At 62.2% G+C, this 22,560-nt stretch carries 28 protein-coding genes; 18 read left to right on the top strand and 10 right to left on the bottom strand.

Annotated elements, in window-relative coordinates; genetic code table 11:
- The first annotated feature begins 53 nt into the window (after window positions 1-53).
- Window positions 54-248: a type II toxin-antitoxin system RelB family antitoxin gene (gene relB / locus OZ428_RS19920; protein WP_095015673.1), complete on the top strand. Its 195-nt coding sequence runs from the start codon at window positions 54-56 to the stop codon at window positions 246-248.
- Entirely contained in the window at window positions 248-523 is a 276-nt protein-coding gene (locus OZ428_RS19915) for a type II toxin-antitoxin system RelE/ParE family toxin (RefSeq protein ID WP_269131027.1), read from the top strand. The genes relB and OZ428_RS19915 overlap by 1 nt, the downstream gene beginning before the upstream one ends.
- Before the next feature lies 1 nt (window position 524).
- Here the strand turns inward: OZ428_RS19915 and OZ428_RS19910 are convergent, their stop codons facing one another.
- Window positions 525-1,418 carry an AraC family transcriptional regulator gene (locus OZ428_RS19910; protein WP_269131026.1) on the bottom strand — a complete coding sequence of 298 codons (894 nt, stop codon included), beginning with the start codon at window positions 1,416-1,418 and terminating at the stop codon, window positions 525-527.
- A gap of 138 nt (window positions 1,419-1,556) precedes the next feature.
- Here OZ428_RS19910 and OZ428_RS19905 point away from each other — a divergent pair, with 138 nt between their 5' ends.
- Genes OZ428_RS19905 through OZ428_RS19890 form a run of 4 tightly spaced genes read left to right on the top strand, consistent with a single transcriptional unit; the run spans window position 1,557 to window position 4,158 of the window.
- Window positions 1,557-2,300 carry an SDR family NAD(P)-dependent oxidoreductase gene (locus OZ428_RS19905; RefSeq protein WP_269131025.1) on the top strand — a complete coding sequence of 248 codons (744 nt, stop codon included), beginning with the start codon at window positions 1,557-1,559 and terminating at the stop codon, window positions 2,298-2,300.
- 16 nt (window positions 2,301-2,316) lie between these two features.
- Complete coding sequence (locus OZ428_RS19900) at window positions 2,317-2,718, top strand: VOC family protein (RefSeq protein ID WP_033896774.1); 402 nt, start codon at window positions 2,317-2,319, stop codon at window positions 2,716-2,718.
- Window positions 2,715-3,674, top strand: coding sequence for a saccharopine dehydrogenase family protein (locus OZ428_RS19895; protein ID WP_269131024.1), 960 nt, complete (start codon window positions 2,715-2,717; stop codon window positions 3,672-3,674). Before OZ428_RS19900 ends, OZ428_RS19895 begins: the two co-directional genes overlap by 4 nt.
- 19 nt (window positions 3,675-3,693) lie before the next feature.
- The gene (locus tag OZ428_RS19890; protein ID WP_061448885.1) at window positions 3,694-4,158 is read left to right on the top strand and encodes a nuclear transport factor 2 family protein; all 465 of its coding nucleotides are present in this window, start codon (window positions 3,694-3,696) and stop codon (window positions 4,156-4,158) included.
- Here OZ428_RS19890 and OZ428_RS19885 read toward each other — a convergent pair.
- The gene (locus OZ428_RS19885; protein WP_269131023.1) at window positions 4,155-4,583 is read right to left on the bottom strand and encodes a hypothetical protein; all 429 of its coding nucleotides are present in this window, start codon (window positions 4,581-4,583) and stop codon (window positions 4,155-4,157) included. The genes OZ428_RS19890 and OZ428_RS19885 overlap by 4 nt on opposite strands.
- A gap of 163 nt (window positions 4,584-4,746) precedes the next feature.
- On the opposite strand from OZ428_RS19885, the gene OZ428_RS19880 reads away from it, so the two are divergent.
- A complete protein-coding gene (locus OZ428_RS19880) occupies window positions 4,747-5,748 on the top strand; it encodes an ABC transporter substrate-binding protein (RefSeq protein ID WP_038847017.1) in 1,002 nt (333 codons plus the stop codon).
- On the opposite strand, the gene OZ428_RS19875 is transcribed toward OZ428_RS19880, so the two are convergent.
- Window positions 5,745-6,641 (bottom strand): LysR substrate-binding domain-containing protein, encoded by an 897-nt coding sequence (locus OZ428_RS19875; RefSeq protein WP_269131022.1) that lies wholly within the window; start codon window positions 6,639-6,641, stop codon window positions 5,745-5,747. The genes OZ428_RS19880 and OZ428_RS19875 overlap by 4 nt on opposite strands.
- A gap of 172 nt (window positions 6,642-6,813) precedes the next feature.
- Here OZ428_RS19875 and OZ428_RS19870 point away from each other — a divergent pair, with 172 nt between their 5' ends.
- From OZ428_RS19870 to OZ428_RS19840, 7 genes are all read left to right on the top strand, one after another.
- Window positions 6,814-7,761, top strand: coding sequence for a branched-chain amino acid ABC transporter permease (locus OZ428_RS19870; RefSeq protein ID WP_269131021.1), 948 nt, complete (start codon window positions 6,814-6,816; stop codon window positions 7,759-7,761).
- The gene (locus tag OZ428_RS19865) at window positions 7,758-8,843 is read left to right on the top strand and encodes an ABC transporter permease subunit (RefSeq protein WP_269131020.1); all 1,086 of its coding nucleotides are present in this window, start codon (window positions 7,758-7,760) and stop codon (window positions 8,841-8,843) included. The genes OZ428_RS19870 and OZ428_RS19865 overlap by 4 nt, the downstream gene beginning before the upstream one ends.
- Window positions 8,840-9,613: an ABC transporter ATP-binding protein gene (locus OZ428_RS19860; protein WP_016977293.1), complete on the top strand. Its 774-nt coding sequence runs from the start codon at window positions 8,840-8,842 to the stop codon at window positions 9,611-9,613. The genes OZ428_RS19865 and OZ428_RS19860 overlap by 4 nt, the downstream gene beginning before the upstream one ends.
- Window positions 9,606-10,322 (top strand): ABC transporter ATP-binding protein, encoded by a 717-nt coding sequence (locus OZ428_RS19855; RefSeq protein ID WP_061448877.1) that lies wholly within the window; start codon window positions 9,606-9,608, stop codon window positions 10,320-10,322. Before OZ428_RS19860 ends, OZ428_RS19855 begins: the two co-directional genes overlap by 8 nt.
- Window positions 10,323-10,385: 63 nt before the next feature.
- Entirely contained in the window at window positions 10,386-11,525 is a 1,140-nt protein-coding gene (locus tag OZ428_RS19850; protein ID WP_269131019.1) for a branched-chain amino acid ABC transporter substrate-binding protein, read from the top strand.
- 57 nt (window positions 11,526-11,582) lie between these two features.
- On the top strand, window positions 11,583-12,065 hold the full coding sequence (locus tag OZ428_RS19845) for an L-2-amino-thiazoline-4-carboxylic acid hydrolase (protein WP_016977290.1): 483 nt from the start codon (window positions 11,583-11,585) through the stop codon (window positions 12,063-12,065).
- Window positions 12,058-13,293, top strand: coding sequence for a Zn-dependent hydrolase (locus OZ428_RS19840; RefSeq protein ID WP_269131018.1), 1,236 nt, complete (start codon window positions 12,058-12,060; stop codon window positions 13,291-13,293). The genes OZ428_RS19845 and OZ428_RS19840 overlap by 8 nt, the downstream gene beginning before the upstream one ends.
- Here the strand turns inward: OZ428_RS19840 and OZ428_RS19835 are convergent.
- A complete protein-coding gene (locus OZ428_RS19835) occupies window positions 13,290-14,078 on the bottom strand; it encodes an AraC family transcriptional regulator (RefSeq protein WP_269131017.1) in 789 nt (262 codons plus the stop codon). The two genes, OZ428_RS19840 and OZ428_RS19835, sit on opposite strands and share 4 nt — an antisense overlap.
- An 86-nt stretch (window positions 14,079-14,164) precedes the next feature.
- On the opposite strand from OZ428_RS19835, the gene OZ428_RS19830 reads away from it, so the two are divergent.
- The 3 genes from OZ428_RS19830 (at window position 14,165) to OZ428_RS19820 (ending at window position 16,917) form a co-directional block, all read left to right on the top strand.
- On the top strand, window positions 14,165-15,163 hold the full coding sequence (locus OZ428_RS19830; RefSeq protein ID WP_038846999.1) for a bile acid:sodium symporter family protein: 999 nt from the start codon (window positions 14,165-14,167) through the stop codon (window positions 15,161-15,163).
- Window positions 15,164-15,249: 86 nt separating this feature from the next.
- A complete protein-coding gene (locus OZ428_RS19825; protein WP_269131016.1) occupies window positions 15,250-15,609 on the top strand; it encodes a type 1 fimbrial protein in 360 nt (119 codons plus the stop codon).
- A 123-nt stretch (window positions 15,610-15,732) separates the two neighbouring features.
- On the top strand, window positions 15,733-16,917 hold the full coding sequence (locus OZ428_RS19820) for a sugar transporter (RefSeq protein ID WP_269131015.1): 1,185 nt from the start codon (window positions 15,733-15,735) through the stop codon (window positions 16,915-16,917).
- 29 nt (window positions 16,918-16,946) lie between these two features.
- On the opposite strand, the gene nadS is transcribed toward OZ428_RS19820, so the two are convergent.
- Both nadS and OZ428_RS19810 read right to left on the bottom strand, forming a co-directional pair.
- Window positions 16,947-17,234: a NadS family protein gene (gene nadS / locus OZ428_RS19815; RefSeq protein ID WP_177111810.1), complete on the bottom strand. Its 288-nt coding sequence runs from the start codon at window positions 17,232-17,234 to the stop codon at window positions 16,947-16,949.
- 2 nt (window positions 17,235-17,236) lie between these two features.
- Window positions 17,237-17,551, bottom strand: coding sequence for a type II toxin-antitoxin system RelE/ParE family toxin (locus OZ428_RS19810; protein WP_269131014.1), 315 nt, complete (start codon window positions 17,549-17,551; stop codon window positions 17,237-17,239).
- A gap of 239 nt (window positions 17,552-17,790) precedes the next feature.
- On the opposite strand from OZ428_RS19810, the gene aqpZ reads away from it, so the two are divergent.
- On the top strand, window positions 17,791-18,492 hold the full coding sequence (gene aqpZ / locus OZ428_RS19805; protein ID WP_206542892.1) for an aquaporin Z: 702 nt from the start codon (window positions 17,791-17,793) through the stop codon (window positions 18,490-18,492).
- 72 nt (window positions 18,493-18,564) lie between these two features.
- Here aqpZ and OZ428_RS19800 read toward each other — a convergent pair whose 3' ends face one another.
- The 4 genes from OZ428_RS19800 to OZ428_RS19785 all read right to left on the bottom strand — a co-directional run bounded on the left by OZ428_RS19800 (window position 18,565) and on the right by OZ428_RS19785 (window position 22,554).
- Window positions 18,565-19,764 (bottom strand): NAD(P)/FAD-dependent oxidoreductase, encoded by a 1,200-nt coding sequence (locus OZ428_RS19800; RefSeq protein ID WP_269131013.1) that lies wholly within the window; start codon window positions 19,762-19,764, stop codon window positions 18,565-18,567.
- 133 nt (window positions 19,765-19,897) lie between these two features.
- Window positions 19,898-20,266 carry a response regulator transcription factor gene (locus OZ428_RS19795; protein ID WP_269131012.1) on the bottom strand — a complete coding sequence of 123 codons (369 nt, stop codon included), beginning with the start codon at window positions 20,264-20,266 and terminating at the stop codon, window positions 19,898-19,900.
- An 81-nt stretch (window positions 20,267-20,347) separates the two neighbouring features.
- Window positions 20,348-21,019, bottom strand: a complete 672-nt coding sequence (locus tag OZ428_RS19790) for a response regulator transcription factor (protein ID WP_269131011.1) — start codon at window positions 21,017-21,019, stop codon at window positions 20,348-20,350.
- Window positions 21,016-22,554: a sensor histidine kinase gene (locus OZ428_RS19785; protein ID WP_269131010.1), complete on the bottom strand. Its 1,539-nt coding sequence runs from the start codon at window positions 22,552-22,554 to the stop codon at window positions 21,016-21,018. The genes OZ428_RS19790 and OZ428_RS19785 overlap by 4 nt, the downstream gene beginning before the upstream one ends.
- Window positions 22,555-22,560: the final 6 nt, after the last annotated feature.

Below are 22,560 nucleotides of genomic sequence, written 5' to 3'. Positions count from 1 at the left end.
CAGTGCAGCAAGTTGCGACTAAACTGCTGCGTATTCATACAGGAGATTCTCTGATGGGTGTTCCACTTTCCCCTATCGTTTCCGAATTTGAGACCGAGGAGCAGGCGAGTCGCCATGATCTCTGGTTCCGGGCAAAAGTCGAAAAAAGCTTGGCCAATCCTGGCCCCGGCGTACCTCATGACGAAGTGATGGCGCGGGCTGAGGCAATCATTCTGGAAGCGGAGCGCAAACAAAGGGCTAAGGCCTGATGCTGGGGGTTGTTTGGCTTGATGAAGCCATTGCCGACCTGATTGATATCGTTACCTTCATTGCCGCAGAAAACCCAAGCGCTGCAAGACGTCTCAAGAATCGCCTTGAGAGCGCGCCTTTACCGTTGACTGAACATCCTTACCTCTATCCCAATGGTCGAATACCGGGTACCCGCGAAGTCGTGGTGCACCCTAATTATGTATTGGTCTATCGAGTGACGGCTGAACGGATAGAGATCATCAACGTCCTGCATGCCCGTCAGGAATATCCCTGATTTATCCTTCGCGCCGCCTGGCATCCCCCAGAATCCGCGCCGTATCCCTCGCCGGCGGCAACCCGAACACCCGCGCATAGTCCCGGCTGAACTGGGTCGCGCTTTCATACCCCACCTCAAACGCCGCACTGGTCACGCTGCTGGCACTGGCCACCATCAACGTGCGCGCCTGCAGCAGCCGCACACGTTTCTGATATTGCAACGGGCTCAGGTTGGTCACCGCCTTGAAGTGTCGGTGAAATGCCGAAACGCTCATTGCAACCTTCTGCGCCAACGCCTCCACACGAATCGGCTCGGCATAGTCACGCCGGATCCACTGGATCGCCCGGCTGACCCGCGCCATGGCCGTGTCCGGCGCGGCAATCTCGCGCAACATCCAGCCGTGCGGGCCTTGCAGCACGTGGTAGAGGATTTCCCGTTCATACGCGGGCGCCAAAGCGGCAATCGCCACCGGGTCGCCCATCAGGCGCAGCATGCGCACCCAGGCATCCATCAAGGCGGGCGTGACGGCCGCCACGGAGAAACCGGCTTCCTGTTCGCAACGCCCGTTGGGGGCCGGCAGGTCATTGAGCAGGGTGGTCAGCACGGTCGGATCAAGCGTCAGGCTCACCGCCAGGTAGGGTTCGCCCGTGATCGCCGGGTTCACCACGCCGACTGCGGGTAACTCGATGGACATCACGAAATACGTCGCCGGGTCGTAATGCAGCGTGCGGTCGCCCACAGTCATGCACTTACTGCCCTGCAGGATCAGGTTGATCATCGGGTCATACACCGCCGCCAGCATATGCTCGGGAATCGCGCCCTGGACCATCGCCACGCGCGGGATGCCGGTCTCGGTGCGGCGGTTTTCGGCCTTGGCAGCCAAGGCGCGCAGTTCGATCAATTGAGTATTCATGGTGGCCATGCTGTGCCTTGCGTTGAGCCTTGCGCAAGCAAAAAGCAGAAACAGGCAAGATTGGAGTAGGAACGGCTGCGTCGAGGAGTGGGGCGATGGCTACTGTGGTGACTCAACTTTTCAGCAGTGGAGCAGGCCATGGGCGTTATCGTGATTACCGGAGGCAGCCGTGGGATCGGTGCCAGTACCGCCGAGCTGTGTGCACGTCAGGGGCATGGCGTGATCCTCACCTTTAAGCGCAACCCGGATGCGGCACAGGCGGTGGTCCAGCGCATCGAGGCCAGCGGCGGTAAAGCTGTTGCGCTGGAATTGGACGTTGCGGCTGTCAGCACATTCCCTGTCTTCCGTGAGGCGGTGACGCACGTCTTACACACCACCTGGGGCGCAAGCACCTTGAGCGGCCTGGTGAACAACGCCGGCTACGGCCTGTTCAACCCCCTTGAGTCGGTGACCGAGGCGCAGTTCGACGGCTTGTTCAATGTGCACCTCAAGGGGCCGTTTTTCCTGACCCAAACCCTGCTGCCGCTGCTGGAAGAACACGCCAGCATCGTCAACCTCACCAGCGCCACCACCCGCGTCGCGACGGCGGGCGTCGCGCCTTACGCCGCATTCAAGGGCGGCCTGGATGTGCTCACGCGCTACATGGCCAAGGAGTTCGGTGAGCGACGTATCCGCGCCAATGCGGTGTCGCCCGGAGCGATTCGCACCGAACTGGGCGGCGGCTTGAACGATGAATTCGAAGCGCTGCTGGCCGGGCAAACCGCCCTCGGCCGTGTAGGCGAACCGGAAGATGTGGCACGGGTTATCGCCCTGTTGCTGTCGGAAGAAGGTCGCTGGATCAATGCCCAGACCGTCGAGGTCGCGGGCGGCTACATCATCTGAATCAGGAGGCTCCACCATGCTCGATCATCTGTTTATTTCAGTGAGCGATATCCAACGGTCGATCCGTTTCTACGAAGCCACCCTGACGCCGCTCGGCATCACCGCGCGGCATGACTACGACGGCAAGGACGGCCCACCCGGCCATCCGGACCTGAAGGGCTTTGGCGCCCACGGCCGGATGTTCTTCTGGCTGCGCGAAGGCGTGGTGGAAGGGCGAGCGGTGCATGTGGGCTTCGTCGCCAATAACCGCGCCGAGGTGGAAAACGCCTACGCCGCCGCCCTGGCCAACGGCGCCACCGACAACGGCGCACCGGGCGCACGCCTGCACTACGACCCCAACTACTACGCGGCCAATGTCCTCGACCCGGACGGCTACAGCCTCGAATTCGTCTACAAGAACTGGCAGCACACCCCATGAAAACCCTGATGATCTACGGCGCCACCGGCTACACCGGACGCATGGCGGCGCACCACGCGAAAACACTCGGACTCAACCTGGTGCTGGCCGGCCGCAACGCCGAGCGCCTGGCCTCCCTGGCCGCTGAGTTGGACGCGCCTTACCGCGTGTTCACAGCGGATGCCGCCCAGTTGGACGGCATCGACGTGCTGCTCAATTTCGCCGGGCCGTTCGCCCAGACTGCCGGACCGCTGATGCGCGCTTGTATCGTCAATGGCACTGACTACCTGGACATCACCGCCGAAATCAACGTGTACCGCCTTGCCGAGCAACTCGGCGCCGAAGCGGATGTGATGTTGCTGCCCGGCGTGGGCTGGGACGTGGTGCCCACCGACTGCCTGGCCATGCACGTCGCCAGTCGTGTGCAGCAGCCGCAGTCGATAAAAATCGCCTTGCAGGTGCCCGGCGCGATGTCCCGTGGTTCGGCCCTGAGTGTCAGCGAGATCCTCGGTGCTGGCGTGATGGCGCGCATCGAGGGTGAACTGGTCGCCACACCGGACGCCCAGCCTCAGCACCTGGACTTTGGTGACGGACTCGCACTGTGTGCGCCGCTGTCGTTTGGTGACCTGGTGACCGCCTGGCACTCCAGCGCCATCCCGACGATCGCCATGTACGTGCACATCACCGGCGACGCCTTCCCCGAGGGCGACTTGTCGCTGCTGCCCGACGGCCCCACCCAGGCCCAGCGCGACGCCCATCGCGCACGCGCCGTGGCCGAAGTCACCGGCCTCGACGGCTCGGTGGCGCGCTCTGTGATCGAGACCGTCAACGGCTACAGCTACACCCCACTGGCCGCTGTGGAAGCGGCACGCCGGGTGCTCGGCGGCGAACGCCGGGCCGGTTTCGAAACCCCGGCCAAACTGTTCGGCGTGGGCTTTGCCCAGACGATTGCCGGCACCCAGATCATCGATTATTAATCGCCACAGGAATCGCCCCATGACGTCTACTGAGTTTCAAACCACCGTCGACACGTTCGCGGTGATCGACACCCTGCATCGCTTTGCTGCGGGCATCGACCAGAACGATCCGACCCTGCTGGCTTCGGCCTTCACTCAAAACGCCGTGTCGGATTTTCGTCCGGCGGCCGCCAAGGCCGGCTTTGAATACCCCGTGCTGGAAGGCCGCGACACCATCGTCGCCGCGCTGTCGGGTGCGCTCAGCCAGCTCGACACCACACACTCCGTGAGCAACGCGCGCGTGACGCTGGACGGCGACAGCGCCCGCCTGGACGCGCTGGTAGAGGCGCAACATGTGCCGCAAAGCGACCCGTCGCGGCACTACTTGATGAAGAACCGTTATGACGTTGAGTTGGTCAGGGAGGCCAGCGTCTGGCTGATCCAGCGGGTGACGGTGGATAACGTCTGGCGTTCGGGCGACCCTGCGGTGCTGGCGGGCGTTTAGGCCGCCTGCGGCTGAACCTGCAATACCCCCTCTACCTCCTTGACCAACCCACTGGCCAAAAACAGCGGTGCCAGGCGTTTGTGCAGTTGCGGTTCGACAAACTCCTTCACCGTGTCCAGCGCCAGCACACCGCTCAATGGCAACTCGGCCTTGGTGTAAGACAACCAGGCTTTCTTCAACGCTTGCAACACATCGCTGCCCGCCGTGGTGGCGAAGCGGCGGTGGGTGGGTTTGCCGTCGAAGGTGAAGGTGTGCTGGAACTCATAGCCGGTTTCATTCCCTTGGCTGGCCGTGCAGCGGATGCAACTGCATGGGCCGTCGCTGAAGGCGCTGCGCAGGTAGGCGTTGAAGTCCACCACGGGTTTGAGTGACAGGCGCTTATCCACCTCGAACAGGTCCCCGGTCATTTTTTCGTCAGTGTTCAACGTCCATTTCCTCGCAGGTTCGGCAGTATTTCAAAGCGCGGCACAATACCAGCCGAGCGCCTGTTTGTGGGGTATTTGCATAACAATAGACCCCGATATTCTTTTCCAGTCTTAAAAATCGCCGCTAGGCTCCATCACCTTCTTAAAAAACCGGCAGATTCCTATGACGTTCAAGCGTTCTTCCCTGACCTTGCTGGCTGCTGCAACCGCCCTGATCAGTATCGGCGCCCAAGCCGAAGGCAAGATCAGCATCGCCCAGCAATTCGGGATCGGCTACCTGATCCTCGATGTGGTGCGCGACCAGCACCTGATCGAAAAGCACGGCAAGGAACAGGGCCTGGACATCCAGGTGGAGTGGAACAGCATTTCCGGCGCCACGGCGATGAACGAGTCGCTGCTGGCGGGTGCGTTGGACGTGGTCTCGGCCGGGGTGCCACCGATGCTCACCCTGTGGGACCGCACCCAGGGCAAGCAGAACGTCAAGGCCATCGCCTCCCTCGGCTCGATGCCCAACTACCTGCTGACCAACAACCCCAACGTGAAAACCCTCAAGGACTTCACCGAGAAAGACCGCATCGCCGTGCCCGCCGCCGGCGTGGGTTTCCAGTCGCGCACCTTGCAGATCGAGACTGCCAAGCAGTTCGGCGACGCCAACTACAAGAAGTTCGACGACATCTCCATCAGCCTGGCTCACCCGGACGCGACCGCCGCGCTGATTGCCGGTGGTTCGGAGATCAATTCGCACTTCTCCAGTCCGCCGTTCCAGTACCAGGAACTGTTGAATCCCAACGTGCACAAGGTGCTCAGTTCCTACGACATCCTGGGCGGGCAGGCGACGTTCAACGTGCTCTACACCACGCAGAAATTCCACGACGAAAACCCCAAGACCTACAAGGCGTTCTATGACGCGCTGGCCGAGGCCGAGACAATTATCAAGGCCGACAAACCGGCTGCGGCCAAGGCCTATATTCGCGTAGAACAGTCGAAGTTGCCGTTGGACCTGGTGGAGAAAATCGTCCAGGACCCGGAAATCGACTTCACCATCGTGCCGCAGCGCACTTACATCTACGCCGAAAAATTGCAGGAACTCGGTGTGCTGAAAAACAAGGCCGCCAGCTGGAAGGACTACTTCTTCGAAGAAGCCCATGGCGGCAATGGCAGCTAAGCGGCAATCAAGCTGCGCTTGATCCAGTCATACAAGTCATTCCCCTCGCTCGACAATTCACTGTTGGCCCGCCGGCACAGGTAGTACTGGCGGCCATCATTGACCTCCCGTTCAAACAACTTCACCAACTCGCCACTGGCTACCAAGGGTGCCACCAGCGGCTCGCGCAGCAAGGCGCAGCCGAGGCCGGTGAGCGTGGCGGTGAGCGCCAGTTGGCCGTCTTCCAGCAACAGCCCATTCAGCGCCGTGGCGTCCACGTCGGCTGCTTCGAACCATTGGCCCCAGGTGCCGCGTTCTTCGTCGTGCAGCAGTGGCAGCTGGCTTAACGCCTCGGGCGAGTCGATGGGGCCGTGTTGCGCCAGGAAATCACGGCTGCAATAGGGCGTCACCGCGCCGGAGATCAGCGGCTCACTGTGATAACCCGGCCAATGCCCGGTGCCGAAGCGGATCGACAGGTCGGCCGCATCGCTGGGGTAACTGCGGTGGTTGGCGTAGGTCACGTTGATGTCCAGCGCCGGGTGGTCCTTCAGAAAATCCGCCAGGCGTGGGATGAACAGGTTGATGCCAAAGAGCGGGATCAGGCTGATGGTCACCTGGCGCGTGGCGCTTTTTTCGCGCACGTGCTCGGTGGCGCTGCGCAGTACGGCGAAGGCCGAACGAATCGCGCGGTAATACTCGCGGCCTTCATCGGTCAGCACCAGGTTGCGGCCCTGGCGCAAGGTCAGTGGCTGTTGCAGGAAATCTTCGAGCAAGTGCAGTTGATGGCTGATGGCCGAGGCGGACACGTCCAGCTCGCGCGCGGCGGCATTCACGCCGCCATGGCGCGCGAACGCTTCGAAGGTGCGCACGGCACGCAGGGGAGGGTCGTTGGCTAATTGTTCTGATTTATTCATGTATTGAATTAAATACTAACTTTTAATCTGAATAAAGAGCCATAAGTGCCGTATCTATGGCGTAAATGGCCTGTTATTCGTTTGATATATGCATATGACTTTCTGATATTTGATAAAAACAGAATAGATGCTTAGTGTGCCGCCCTTGCACGCACTGAGGTTTCTGGTCCTGATGGATGGGTTTATCCAACAACTGCTCAATGGCTTGATGACGGGCAGTCTCTACGCGCTGGTGGCCCTGGGTTACACCATGGTCTATGGCATTTTGCGCATCATCAACTTTGCCCACGGCGACGTGTTGATGATCGGCGCGTTGGTGGGGTTATCGGTGATCCGCCTGGTGCAGGCCACCTGGCCTGCGCTGCCGCCAGTACTGGTGCTGTTCTGTGCAACGGTGGTGGCCATGGCGTTTTGCGCGGTCCTCGCAGTGGTCATTGAACGCGTCGCCTATCGCCGCCTGCGCCATGCTCCGCGCCTGGCGCCCCTGATCAGCGGGATCGGCGTGTCGCTGTTGCTGCAAACCATTGCCATGCTGGTCTGGACCCGCAACCCACAGATGTTCCCGCAACTGCTGCCACTGGCGCCGATTGAAGTGTTGGCCGGAGCCTCGGCGCACCCGGCGATTACCAACGTCACGGCGCTGACCACCATTGCCATCGCCTTGTCGGTGATGGTCGCGCTGCTGGTGTTGGTGGAGCGCACGCGCTTCGGCCGGGCCATGCGTGCCGTGGCGGAAAACCCCCAGGTCGCCAGCCTGATGGGCATCAGCCCCAATCGGATTATCGTGATCACCTTCGCCATCGGCGGCGCCCTGGCAGCACTCGCCGGGATCATGATGGCCAGCAACTATGGCAGCGCGCATTTCTACATGGGCTTTTTGCCTGGCATCAAAGCCTTCACTGCCGCGGTGCTGGGCGGTATCGGCAACCTCAAGGGTGCCATGCTCGGCGGCCTGCTGCTGGGGCTCATTGAAGCCCTGGGTACCGGTTACCTGGGCGCGGCCACGAATGGCGTGTTCGGCAGTAATTACCAGGATGTGTTTGCCTTTATCGTGTTGATCGCGGTGCTGGTGTTCCGTCCTTCCGGGTTGTTGGGTGAACGTTTGGCGACCCGCGCATGATCAAGTCTCTCTCGCCTAATAAACGCGCCAGCCTTGGCTTGCTGCTGTTCGCCGTGGCCCTGGTATTGGCGCCTTGGATCGTCGGGCATGCCGGCGGCAACACCTGGGTGCGTACCCTGGACTTTGCCCTGCTGTACATCATGCTCGCCCTCGGCCTGAACATCGTGGTTGGCTACGCCGGGCTGCTGGACATGGGCTTCATCGCGTTTTATGCGGTGGGCGCCTACCTGGCCGCGTTGCTCTCGTCACCGCATTTGCTGCAACAGTTCCCGGCATTGGCGGCGCTGTTGCCGGCAGGGATGCACACCTCGATCTGGCTGATCTTGCCGTTGGGCGCACTGCTCGCTGCCGGTTGCGGCGTGGTGCTCGGCGCGCCGACCCTACGCCTGCGCGGCGATTACCTGGCCATCGTGACCCTGGGCTTTGGCGAAATCATCCGCATCCTGCTGCGCAACCTCGATCGCCCGGTGAATATCACCAACGGGCCCAAAGGCATTGCCCAGGTCGATCCGGTCAACCTGCTGGGCGTGAACCTCGGTCGCGCCCAGGAGCTGTTCGGCCTGCGCCTGCCGTCGGTCTACCTCTATTACTACCTGTTTGCTGCGCTGGTGGTGCTGATTCTGTTTGCCTGCATCCGCCTGGAGCGCTCGCGCATCGGCCGCGCCTGGGTGGCGATCCGTGAAGACGAAGAGGCGGCGCAGGCCATGGGCGTGAATACCGTGCGCCTCAAGCTGTTGGCGTTTGCCATCGGTGCGGCGTTCGGCGGGGTAAGCGGGGCGCTGTTCGCTTCGTTCCAGGGCTTTGTTTCGCCGGAGTCCTTCACCCTCAACGAGTCCATCGCCGTGTTGGCCATGGTGGTGCTGGGTGGCATGGGCCATATCCCTGGCGTGATCCTCGGCTGCGTGCTGTTGGCCGCCTTGCCCGAAGCCTTGCGCGCGAGCATGGGCCCACTGCAACAGGCGCTGTTCGGCCAGGTGTTGGTGGACCCGGAAATCATCCGCCAGTTGTTCTACGGCCTGGCGCTGATCCTGGCGATGCTCTACCGACCGGCCGGGCTGTGGCCCAAAGGAGTGGCACGATGAACGCACCCCTGTTGCAGATAGACCAGGTCAACAAGCACTTCGGCGGTGTTGCGGCGCTGACCGATGTGAGCCTGAGCATCCAGCCCGGTGAGATCTACGGGTTGATCGGTCCGAACGGCGCGGGCAAGACCACGTTCTTCAATGTGATGACCGGCCTGTACACCCCGGACTCCGGGCGCTTCCAGCTCGATGGCCGTGACTACCAGCCCACCAGCGTGCATCAGGTGGCCGAGGCCGGCATCGCCCGTACGTTCCAGAATATCCGCCTGTTCAATGCCATGAGCGCCCTGGAAAACGTCATGGTCGGGCGCCATGTGCGCACCCGCAACGGCTTGTGGGCGGCCTTGAGTCGTCACCGCCGCGCGCAGGAAGAAGAGGCGCAAACCCGCGCCCATGCCCATCGTTTGTTGGCGTATGTAGGCTTGGCCGGCTTTGCCCATTACCGCGCCGACAGCCTCAGCTACGGCCATCAACGCCGCCTGGAAATTGCCCGCGCCCTGGCCACCGAGCCACGCTTGCTGGCCCTGGATGAACCGGCGGCGGGCATGAACGCCAGCGAGAAAGTGCAACTGCGCGGCCTGCTGGAAAAGATCCGCGACGACGGCCACACGCTGTTGCTGATCGAACATGACGTCAAGCTGGTGATGGGCGTATGCGACCGCATCAGCGTGCTCGACTATGGCCAGGTTATCGCCGTCGGCCCACCCGCCGAAGTGCGTCAGCATCCGGCGGTGATCCAGGCCTATCTGGGAGCCAGTGCGCATGTCTGAAGCCTTGTTGAGCGTCGAGGGCTTGCAGGTGCGCTATGGCGCCATCGAAGCCGTCAAGTCCCTGGACCTGCATATCGCTGAAGGCGAGCGCGTCACGCTGATCGGCGCCAATGGCGCGGGCAAGTCCTCCAGCCTCAAGGCCTTGACCGGCTTGCTGCCGGCGGCCAAGGGGTCGATCCATTTTGCCGGGCAATCGATTCTCGGCCAGGCCCCGGAACAGCTGCTGCGCCAGGGCATCGCCATGGTCCCCGAGGGGCGCGGGATTTTCGCGCGCATGAGCGTGTTGGAAAACCTGCAGGCTGGCGCCTTTTTGCGCCGCGATAACGCGCACGTGCAGCGCGAAATGCGCCAGTTGTTCGAACACTTCCCGCGCCTGGAAGAGCGTCTGCACCAGTCCGCCGGGCTGCTGTCCGGTGGTGAGCAACAGATGCTCGCCCTGGCCCGTGCACTGTTGTCACGCCCGCGCTTGTTGATCCTGGACGAACCGTCCATGGGCTTGGCACCGATCATGGTCGAGAAGATTTTCCAGGTGATCGACGACGTCTGTCGCCAGGGCATGACCCTGTTGCTGGTGGAGCAGAACGCACGGCTGGCGCTGCAAGTCACCGACCGTGCCTACGTGATGGACACCGGGCGCATCACCTTGACCGGCCCTTCCCAGGATTTACTTGAACACCCCGAGGTGCGCAGTGCTTACCTCGGTGAATAAAACCATGACGCTACCGGACGCCCGGCGTGTTCCGACCCGCCCGACACTTAGCAGGAATAACCCATGAACACCTTGAAGAAAACCGCATTGATCGGCCTGACCCTGAGCAGCCTGGCCAGCGCCGTGGCCCAGGCTGACCAGACTGTGTTGATCGGCCTCGCCGGCCCGCTCACTGGCCCGTCGGCCCGGATCGGCAAAGACCTGGAAAACGGCGCGCAACTGGCCATCGACCAGGCCAACGCCAAGCACCCGAAGATCAACGGTGAAGCCGTGACCTTCAAGCTGGTGTCCGAAGACGACCAGTCCGACCCACGCACTGCCGTCACCGTGGCCCAGCGCCTGGTGGATGAAGGCGTGGTGGGCGTGGTCGGCCACTGGAACACCGGCACCAGCATCCCGGCGGCACGGGTTTACCATGACGCGGGTATCGCCCAGGTGGCGCCGGTGGCTACCGGTCACGCTTACACCCAGCAAGGGTTCGACACCAGTTTCCGCATCATGGGCCATGACGACGATGGTGGTCAGGTCGCCGGCGACTATGCCCTGAAAACCCTCAAGGCCCAGCGTATCGCCGTGATCGACGACCGCACCGCGTTTGGCCAGGGCCTGGCGGACCAGTTCGTCAAATCCATCGAAGCCGGTGGCGCCAAGGTGGTGTCCCGCGAATACGTGGACGACAAGACCATCGACTTCAGCGCGGTGCTGACCAATATCCGTAGCCAGAACCCGGACCTGATCTTCTTCGGCGGCGTCGACGCCCAGGCCGCGCCGTTGGCCCGTCGCATCAAGCAACTGGGGATCAAGGCGCCGCTGATGGGCGCCGGTGGTTTCGTCAGCCAGACCTTCCTGCAATTGGCGCAGAACGAAGGCGAGGGCGTGATCGCCCTGGAGCCGGGCCTGGCGATTGCGCAGATGCCAGGCGGCAAGGCGTTCGAGCAGGGTTACAAGGAACGCTACAAAACCAACATCGAACTGCACGCGCCGTTCGCCTACGACGGTGTGGGGGTGTTGGTGGCGGCTATCGAGAAAGCAGATTCGGTGGACCCGCAGAAATACCTGCCGGTGCTGCGCGCCATCAGCTATGAGGGCGTGACCGGCACCATCGCCTTTGACGGCGAAGGCAACTTGAAGAAACCGACGTTCACCGTTTACCAGGTCAAGGCCAATCAATGGCAGCCGGTGAGTGTGGCGGGCGGTCAATAATCGTATTGTCGGGTGCCTGCCGGGCACCCGATTCTGTGGAGCTGATGGAGGCACACAATGAGCAAACTGGAAGGTGAACTGGGCATCCTCGCCCGGCGGCGCATCGAGGCCGAAATCATCAAGCCGATCTACGAGATCCTCAAGCGCGAACAGGGCAAGGACTTTGCCGCTGCGGTGATCGGTGAAGCCGTGGGCAATGCCGCGATCCAGGCCGGCAAGCATTTTGCGTCGCTGGAAGAGCAGGGCGCTGACCTCAAGAGTTTCGTCGAGCTGCAAGTGCTGTGGGAGAAGGACGACGCGCTGAAGGTCGAGATCATCGCCAGTGACGCCGAGCACTACGACTACGACGTCAAACGCTGCCGCTACGCCGAGATGTACCACGAGATGGGCCTGGGCGAGATCGGCCACCTGCTGTCGTGCAACCGTGACGAGTTGTTTATCGTCGGCTACAACCCGGACATCCAGTTGACCCGCACCCAGACCATCATGGGCGGCGATCACCGTTGTGACTTCCGCTATCGGGCCAAACCCCATGAGTAAGCTGGCCCGTGTGAACGGCGAACGCCTGTGGGCTTCGCTGATGGAAATGGCGCAGATCGGCGCCACCGAAAAAGGCGGCGTATCACGCCTGGCGCTGACCGACGAAGACCGCCGTGGCCGCGACCTGTTCGTGCAGTGGTGCGAGGCGGCCGGTTGCAGCATTCGCGTGGACGCCATGGGCAATATCTTCGCCCGTCGCGCAGGGCGCTTCGACGATTTGGCCCCGGTGATGACCGGCTCCCACGGCGACTCCCAGCCCTTTGGCGGCAAGTACGATGGCATCTACGGCGTGCTTGCGGGCGTGGAAGTGCTGCGCACCCTGAACGACCTGGGTATTGAAACCGACAGGCCCATCGAAGTGGTCAACTGGACCAACGAAGAAGGCTCACGCTTTGCGCCGGCGATGATTTCGTCGGGCGTCTACGCGGGCGTGTTTGACCTGGAATACGGGCTGTCCCGTGAAGACAAAGCCGGCGTGACCATTGGCCAGGCGTTGCAGCAAATCGGCTATGCTGGCACCGAGCCGGTGGGCGGCCAAGCCATCCACGCCGCGTTCGAACTGCATATCGAACAAGGCCCGATCCTTGAAGCGCAGGGCATTACCATCGGCGTGGTCACCGGCGCCCAGGGCCAGCGCTGGTATGAATTGGAACTGAGCGGCCGCAGCGCCCACGCCGGCACCACGCCCATGGACCATCGCCTGGATGCCTTGCTCGGTTTTGCCCGGGTGGTCGAGGCCGTCAACGGGTTGGGCCTGGAGCAGGGCGCCGAAGGGCGGGCCACGGTGGGCATGGCGAATATCTTCCCCAACTCACGCAACGTGGTGCCGGGGCGGGTGTTTTTCAGTGTGGAATTCCGTCACCCGGACGAAGCGGTCTTGGCACGCCAGGACCAGCAGTTGCGCGATGCCGTGGCGCAGATTGCCGACGGCATTGGCTTGCAGTACAGCGTGAAGCAGATCTTCCAGTACGCGCCGATTGCCTTTGACGCAGGCTGTGTCGAGGTCGTGCGGGCGTCGGCGCAGGCGTTGGGCTATAGCCATCGGCCGATGATTTCCGGCGCCGGGCACGATGCCTGCTACCTGAACCAGGTGGCGCCGACGGCGATGATCTTTGTGCCCTGTGTGGATGGGTTGAGCCATAACGAGGCGGAAGACATTTCCCAGGAGTGGTCGACGGCGGGTGCGGATGTGTTGCTCCAGGCGATGCTGGCGAAAGCCTCAGCCTAGCGAAAGAACTCACCCGGCGTCGCCTCGAACTGCTGGCGAAACGCATTGATAAACGCCGAGGTGGATTCATACCCACACCCCAGTGCCACATCCGTTACCCGCTCGCCCTGCTCCAGGGCGGGCAGGGCGGTGAGCAATCGCAAACGCTGGCGCCACGCCCGAAAGGTCAGCCCGGTGTCGCTCAGGAACAAGCGGCTGAGGGTCTTCTCGCTCACCCCCAGCTTCTGGCTCCACTGGCCCAAGGTCGTCTGCTGCTCCGGGTGTGAATTCAAGCTGCGATAGATCTGGCGTAAACGCGGGTCCAGCGGCAGCGGCAGCATCAAGTCGACTTGCGGCGCCGCCGCCAGTTGGTCCAGCACCACTTGGGCCAAACGCCCATCCGGCCCATCCTCGGCATACTCCACCGGCAGTTCGCTGAAACTGCGGATCAACTCCCGCAGCAAACTGCTCACCTCCAGTACATGACAGCGCTCATCCGCCCAGGTGGTGACGCTGCAATCCAGGTACAGGCTGCGCATCTCCGTGTGGGGCGAACTGAACACGCGGTGCGGCATACCGGCCGGAATCCACACCGCGCGCTGAGGCGGCGCGACGAAGCGGCCGACACTGGTCTGGATCTCCAGCACCCCGGAAATCGCGTAGGACAATTGCACCCACGGGTGGCTGTGGCGACGGGTCAGCGCACGATTGGGCAAGGATTCGGTGCGTCCGTACACCGGCCGTGGCAGGCTGGAAAGCCCAGGCACACTGCGGCGGACGGTCTTGTCATGTCCTTTAGACGGCATTTACTGGCTCATTGGCGTTAGTCGGTAACAAGCCGTTACGTTAGAGTCGCGACGACGCTCTTGGCAACCCCCGGAAGATCCTGCTTATGACTCGCCCCCGTTTTCTGCCCGACAACTTCACCCTGACGCTGATCGCCACGGTGATCCTCGCTTCCCTGCTGCCCGCCAGCGGCCAGACCGCCGTGGCCTTCGGCTGGGTCACCAACCTTGCGATTGCGCTGCTGTTCTTCCTGCACGGCGCCAAGCTGTCGCGCCAGGCGATTGTTGCCGGTGCCGGGCACTGGCGCCTGCATTTGTTGGTGTTCAGCCTGACCTTCGTGCTGTTCCCGCTGCTGGGCCTGGCGCTCAAGCCGGTGTTGTCGCCGCTGATCGGCAAAGACCTGTACATGGGCATGCTCTACCTCTGCGCCCTGCCGGCCACGGTGCAATCGGCGATCGCGTTTACGTCGCTGGCGCGGGGCAATATCCCGGCGGCGATTTGCAGTGCGGCGGCGTCCAGCCTGTTCGGGATCTTCCTCACGCCGTTGCTGGTGACCCTGTTGCTCAACGTGCACGGCGAGGGTGGTTCGACCGTCGACGCGATCTTGAAAATCAGCGTGCAATTGCTGCTGCCATTCATCGCCGGGCAAATCGCCCGTCGCTGGATCGGTGAATGGGTCGGCCGCAATAAATCCTGGCTGAAGTTCGTTGATCAGGGCTCGATTCTGCTGGTGGTCTATGGCGCGTTCAGCGAAGCGGTCAACGAAGGCATCTGGCACCAGATCCCGTTGTGGGAGCTGGGTGGGTTGGTGGTGGCGTGCTGCGTGTTGCTCGCCTTGGTGCTGGTGGCCTCGACCGTCCTGGGCAAGGCCTTTGGCTTCAATCAGGAAGACCGCATCACCATCCTGTTCTGTGGTTCGAAGAAGAGCCTGGCAACCGGTGTGCCGATGGCCCAGGTGTTGTTCGCCGGGGCAACCATGGGCGTGTTGATTTTGCCGCTGATGCTGTTCCACCAGATCCAGTTGATGGTCTGCGCGGCGTTGGCCCAGCGTTATGCCAAGCGGCCGGAAAGCATTCCAGAAATGATGGGGCAGGTGGATCCTTGATCTACGTCACAGCCTTTGCCGAATAAGCTCAAGTAAACGTCGGGCCAGACGACTACCTTCTTAACTACCCAAGAAGGAGCGTCGACATGAACGTTAAACGTTTGTCACTGGTTACCGGCGTTCTTGCGGTATGGGCGGGGGCCTGCCTGGCGGCGCCCTCAGGCGTCATTCAATTTCACGGCAGTATTGTCGAGCCCAGTTGTAATACGGTCGCGCCGGGCGGGTCGACGGTGGAACTCAAAGGCTGCCCCCAGGCCCTGCGTGGCAGCCAGTTGGCGGTGCAGCCCGTGCGCACGGTGAAGGCGCTGGGCACTGCGCAGGCTAACGTCAAGTTGGTCGCCGACAGCAGTGATGGGCGCTATTACGACCAACGGTATGTGCTGGTGGACGCCCTCGGCAAGCCCATTCAATCGGGGGCCTACGTGGTCACCCTGAGCGCGCCGTGATGGGGTTGAGGTTGTTTTGAGCCGGATCGGCGTCAACAGCCGCGCCAGAAACCTATAGAATGCTCGGCGGCGGCGCTTGTCCTGGGTGGCCGTCTGATCATCGTCCGAGTACCGCGCCCTTCAATGAGCATTTCAGCCGCAACGCCCCAAGCCAACTGGCAACCGGTCATCGCCCTCGCGTTGGCCGCCTTTGTGTTCAATACCACCGAATTCGTGCCTGTTGGGCTGCTCAGCGCCATCGGTGCCAGCTTCGACATGCCCGTGTCCAGCGTCGGCCTGATGCTCACCATCTACGCCTGGATCGTGTCCCTGACCTCGCTGCCGGTGATGCTGCTGACACGTAACGTCGAACGGCGCAAGCTGCTGATCGTGCTGTTTTGCATGTTTATCGTCAGCCACATTCTCTCCAGTGTCGCCAACAGCTTCGGCCTCCTGATGATCAGCCGCATTGGCATTGCCTTGTCCCACGCCTTGTTCTGGTCGATCACCGCGTCCCTTGCAGTGCGCCTGGCGCCGGAAGGCAAGCAGGTGCAAGCCCTCGGCCTTTTGGCTACCGGTACTTCCCTGGCGATGGTCCTGGGCATTCCACTGGGCCGTCTGCTGGGCGAAGCCATGGGCTGGCGCACCACATTCCTGGTGATCGGCGCATTCGCCGCCGCCCTGGTGTTCTGGCTGGCGCGCACCTTGCCGCTGCTGCCGAGCCAGAATTCTGGCTCCCTACGCAGCCTGCCGCTGCTGTTCAAGCGCCCGGCGCTGGTGGCGTTGTACGTGCTCACCGCCATGACCGTGACCGCGCAGTTCACTGCCTACAGCTACATCGAACCCTTCGTCGAAGGCGTCGCCGGCATGAGCGGCAGCGCGGTCACCCTGATCCTGCTGGTGTTCGGCGGCGCGGGCATCATCGGCTCGCTGCTGTTCAGCCTGGTGCACCGATTCAACCCGCACCTTTTCGTGGTCGGCGCGGTATTCATCCTCGCCGCGTGCCTGGCACTGCTACTGCCGTTGAGTGGCGCAGAATCCTACCTGGTGGTGTTGAGCGTGTTCTGGGGCATGGCGATCATGGGTTTTGGCCTGGCGATGCAATCCAAGGTGCTGGTGCTGGCCCCGGATGCAACCGACGTGGCCATGGCGATGTTTTCCGGTATCTACAACATCGGCATCGGCGGCGGCGCCTTGATGGGCAGTTGGGTCGGCAGCCAGTTTGGCTTTGCCTGGATCGGCGCGGCGGGCGGGTTGCTGGCGGCGCTGGCGTTGATTGGGTATTGCCTGGCGATCCGCCGGTTTGGGCAAGGTGTGTCGCGAGCCTGAGTCAAAAGCCCGCGCCAGCCACCGTTGGGCTAAGGCGCCAATGCATTCAACACATGCACAGGGTCATTGTGGATGGCCCTCAACAGCGCTTTGGCCGGCCCTGTTGGTTCCCGTCGCCCCTGTTCCCAATTACGCAGTGTGCCGATTTGAACATCGATCATCGCCGCGAATTTGGCTTGAGTCAGGCCGGTTGCCTTACGGATTTGTTTGACTTGAAGCGCGTCAACAATAAATTCGCGAGAGGGCTGACGCTCGCCTCGGACTATTTCGTCCATTTGTTGCACGCTTTCCATCAGCTCATCAAAAAATTTGCTCATGGTTATCTCCAGTGTTCGATGACGGCTTTCAAGGCTTTGCGTTCATCGTTTGTCAGATCTTGCTGTTCGTTTTTCGAATAAATCATCAGTAAGGCGATTTTTGACGCAGTGACAAAGTGGTAGTAAATCACCCGCGCACCACCGCGTTTGCCGTGGCCCTTTGAGGCGACACGTATTTTTCGGATGCCACCCGTACCTTCAATCACATCTCCCGCGCTTGGGTTCACCATCAACGCTACCTGCAAGCTCAAATAGGTATCGTGATTCATGAGTTCCGTTACACGCCGGGTAAAAATTGGGGTTTCAATAAAAATCATAGCAAATGTACGCCATTGACTCAGTCGTCGGCAATGCTAGTGCAGTCAGACAGCTGGATCATCTGTTCAGTTGTAAGCGGGTTTTAGATCAAAGACCCCCTATTCATTCTCCAGACGTTAAACGTTCAAAAGCATTAATCCAGACAAGTCTTACACAGCAATTTGATACCCATTGCTACCGTCCCCCACGACCGCCCACGGTCTGTGGTGACGGCACTTGAACAGCAATGGAGTCGATTGTGCAAAAGCGTTTGACCGCCGAGTTTATCGGTACTTTCTGGCTGACGTTTGGCGGCTGTGGCAGCGCCATCCTGGCGGCGGCTTTCCCGGAGCTGGGCATTGGGTTTGTCGGCGTTTCGCTGGCGTTCGGGCTCACGGTGCTGACCATGGCCTATGCGGTGGGCGGTATTTCGGGTGGGCATTTCAACCCGGCGGTGACCTTGGGTTTATGGGCCGGGCGGCGTGTGGCGGGCGGGGATGTGCTGCCGTATATCGCGGCGCAAGTTGCCGGTGCGATGGGCGCGGCGGCCGCCTTGTACCTGATTGCCAATGGGCAGCCGGATTTTACAGTAGGTGGTTTTGCCGCCAACGGTTATGGTCCATTGAGCCCTGGCCACTTCGACATGAAGGCCGCGCTGCTCGCAGAGTTCATCGCCACGTTTTTCTTCTTGTTCATCATCATGCGTGTGACCGCACCGGGCGCGGTACCTGGCTTTGCGCCGATTGCGATTGGCTTGGCGCTGGCGCTTATTCACCTGGTGTTGATCCCGGTGACCAATACCTCGGTGAACCCTGCACGCAGCACCGGGCCGGCGTTGTTTGCCGGGGGCGAGTACCTGGCGCAGCTCTGGCTGTTCTGGCTGGCGCCGATGGTGGGCGGGGTGATGGGGGCCTTGGCGGCGCGTTCGTTGGGTGAGGACGATAAAAAAACGCCCGCCTAAACATCATCGGCGGGCGCTCGGGAGTGACCGGGGCAGCAAGGAGTGAGCTGGCCGGTGTAGGACGTTCGGGGATCAGGCCACCGGGATCAACGGGTCAGCCGCCGCCAGCGCCACCACACGATCAGCGGCCGGTGGGTAGATCCACACGGTGTTGATCTGGTGCTTGAGGTCCTTGGCTTCCTGGCCGACCAGTTTCAGCTGGCGGTCCCAGCCTTCGGTGAACACCGCGCCCCAGGCACCAAGGTCGAGGCAGGTCACGTACTTGGGCTGGCTGTAGGTCATCGGCGCGACGCCGATCAGGTCGGCGGCCACGTTGTTGCCGGCATAACGGCCCAGGGCGATGGCGTGCTGGCAGGACATGCCGGCGAAGTTGCCCAGGTCATCGGTGGCGGCGTAGGCCACGTCGCCAGCGGCGAACACGTCAGCCTGGCCCTTGACCTTGAGGTTGCCGTCCACATGCAGGCGGCCCTGGGGATCGCGGGTGCCGCTGACCTGTTCGGTGAGCGGGTTGGCGCGAAAGCCGATGGTCCAGATCACGGTTTTGGATTCGATCCGTTGCCCATTCGCCAGGGTCACGCCGCCGGCATCCACCGAGGCGACCGAGGTGTTGAGCACCCAATCCAGGCCCAATTCCGTGCTCGCTTCGATGATCGATGGGCGAATGCCATCGCCCATGGACGCGGCGATCTGCGGGCCACGGTCGACCACCACGACGCGAATGTCAGCCTTGTCACCCAGTGCTTCACGCAGGCGCGCCGGCATTTCGGTGGCGGTCTCGATACCGGTAAAACCACCCCCGGCGACCACCACGGTATTGCGCGCTGCGCTGTCAGGCAGGTTCTTCAAGGCCTTGATATGCGCTTCGAGGCGCGTGGCGTCTTCGATCTGGTCTACATCGAAGACATGCTCGATGCCTGGCATCTGCGGGCGATTCAGACGGCTGCCAGCGGCCAGCACCAGGCGGTCGTACTGGATGGTGGTGGAGGTGCCGGCCGCGTTGCGGTAGGTCACTTGCTTGCCGTTTTCGTCGATGCTGTCCGCCGCGCCTTCAATGAACTTTACGTTCACCGCGTCGAACAACGGGCCCAGCGGCGCCATCATGGTGTGCACGTCGGGTTCGTAGAAACGTGGGCGGATGCGCAGTTCCGGTTGCGGGGCGAGCAGGCTGATCTGCACGTCGTTGCGGTCATGTTTGTCCAGCAGGCGGGCCGCGCTCAACGCGCTCCAGACACCACCGAACCCTGCGCCAATAATAAGAATGTGCTGTTTCATGGTTTGCTCCTGGAGAGGCGTTGTTGCGTGAGTGGGACTGTGTGGAGCCAGACTATCCAGGTGGCCTGCCTTGAACACTGCTACCTAGGGTCAGTGCAGGCATGCATAGGTGTGAGGCGGCTATACCAAGGTATTAGCGGCCCAGCACATCGGCGAGACAGGCCATCAGTTGGGCGCAGGAAAACGGCTTGGGAAAGAACGCAATCGGCGGCGGCAATGCCGGGTCGATGCTGGGCGGCGGGCCGGGGTAGCCGGTGATGAAAATCACCGGCAGTGAGACGCCATCGGCGTGCAGGGTTTCGTAGAGCTGGATACCGCTGAGGCCAGGCATCTGGATGTCGCTGATCAGGCAGGCGGTGGTGCGGGGGGCATCCGAGCCGAGGAAGGCTTCGGCATTCGCATAGAGCCGGACGCTGTAGCCGTTGGAGCGCAGCAACCCATCCAGTGCCAGGCGAACGGACTCATCATCATCGACGATGGCAATTATCTTCGTGTCGGACATTTCGTTACCTGGAGGCTATCGGGCTGCACATGGAAGCAACCCGCCATCACCCCACGATACGCCGTCCACACCGGCAACATACTATACGTGCGTATACCCAGCCTGCTGCTTGACCGGGATGCCGAGGGCCTGGGCCATACGCACCAGATCAGCGAAAGAGCGCGCGAGCATCTTGCGCATCGCCTGGCCGCGATGGATCTTCACGGTGATTTCACTCAGGCCGATCTCGCCGGCAATCTGCTTGTTCATCAGCCCGGAAACCGCCAGCGCCATCACCGTTTGCTCGCGGGGGGTGAGGGTGGCGTAGCGGCTGCGCAGTGCATCGTCACCGCGCTCGGCTTCACGCCGGGCCTTGTCCCTGGCGTGGGCGGCGCATACCGCGTCGATCAGGTCCTGCTCGCGGAACGGCTTGGCCAGGAAATCCACGGCACCGGCTTTCATCGCGCGCACGGTCATGGCGATGTCGCCGTGGCCGGTCATGAACACGATGGGCAGATTGATCCGCGCCGCCACCAATTCATTCTGAAAATCCAGGCCGCTGGTGCCTTGCAGGCGTACGTCGAGCACCAGGCAACTGGGCAGGTCGGGGCGTGGGAAATGCATGAACTCGGCGGCCGAAGCAAACAGCTGGACCTGCAGGCCCACCGAGCGCAACAGGCTGCCGAGGGATTCGCGCAGCGGGCGATCATCATCGACGATATACACCCAGGGTTCCTGGCTGATCACGCGGTTCATCGGGTGAAGGTCGTTCATGGGGCCTCCTTGGCCAACAGTGGCAGTGAGCAGGTGAATGCGGTGCCCTCGCCGGGCGTGCTGGCGGCCCAGAGGCGGCCGCCGTGGAAGTCGATGATCGAACGGCAGATCGACAGGCCCATGCCCAGGCCGTCGGGCTTGGTAGTGAAGAAGGGTTGGAACAAGGTCGGTAGGTCCTTGGCGTCAATGCCGATGCCCTGGTCGGCCACTTCGAGCAGGACATTGTCGCCGTCTACCCAGGTGCGCACCCGCAGCAGGCGCTGGCGCGGGGCGACGGTTTCCATGGCGTGGCAGGCATTGATGATCAAGTTGATCAGCACCTGTTGCAGCTGCACGCGGTCGGCGTTGATCTGTGCGTCGAGCACGCCCAGCTCCACGCGGCTGCGCACCTTATGGCGCGACAGTTCGTGCTGCACCAGGCCCAGGGTTTCATTGACGATGGCGTCCAGCGACTCGGGTTTGCGCAGCGGGTCGCACTTGCGTGACAGCGCGCGAATGCGGCTGATCACCTCGCTGGCGCGGCAGGCGCTGGAGACGATGCGGTCCAGAGACTGGCGGGCTTCATTGAGGTCGGGTTCGGCGCGGTCGAGCCAGCGCCGACAGGCTTCGCCACTGCTGGTGATGGCGGTCAGCGGCTGGTTCACTTCATGGGCAATCGAGGCGGCCAATTCGCCCAGGGAGGTGATACGGGTGACGTGAGCCAGTTGGCTCTGCGCATGGAACAACGCCTCTTCGGCGAGCTTGTCGGCGGTGACGTCCTTCACCGCGCCCAGGTATTCGAAATGCCCACGGCTCTCGACGGGGCTGGCGATCATATGGATATGCTTGACGCGTCCATCCGGCATCAGCAGGCGGTGCTTGACCTCGATCAGCGGCTCGCGGTTCAGGGCCTTGGCGAAGACCTCGCGGGCCAGGTGACGGTCGTCGGGATGGGTGCGCTCCAGCACCATTGCTGCCGTGGGCGTCTGCTGGTGTGGGTATTCGAAGATCCGCGCCAATTCCTCGGACCACGACATGGCATCGCTGTCGCCACGAAAGCTCACGCTGCCGGTCTGGCTCAGGCGCTGTGCGCCCACCAGGTAGGCCTCGTTGTGCCGCAGGCTGTCCGCTGCGTACTTGCTGCGCAGGGCAAGAAAAGTGATGGCGGAGAGTGCCGTGAGGCAACGAAAGAAACCGGTGATCGATTCCCAGCGCTCATAGTTGCCGTTGTAGAGAAACAGCGCAGTGAGCAGCGCGATGGAAAACAGCGCGACGCCAATCACCACATTGATCGAAAACAGGTTGGCCGCCATCAACAGCAGCGTGATGTAAAGCAGCGTCGGCGCCCAGTCGGTATGGGTTTCGGAATTGATCACGAAGATGCCGCTGGCCACGACCAGCCCGACCACCCAGCCCAGGGCGTTGATCGCCGGGGTCGGGCTGATGCCGAACGCTGCGCGTGCGTGGGTCTGTCGGGGGGTGAATACCAGCCGGTCCCAGAGGCCGGTCAACCACGACTGTTCGCGGCGCGCGCTCGCGGGAACGGTAGTTTTCATGGCGTT

The organism is Pseudomonas sp. GXZC, from assembly GCF_026967615.1.
Lineage (GTDB): Bacteria > Pseudomonadota > Gammaproteobacteria > Pseudomonadales > Pseudomonadaceae > Aquipseudomonas > Aquipseudomonas azotoformans_A.
This window is presented reverse-complemented; position numbering and strand designations above follow the sequence as displayed.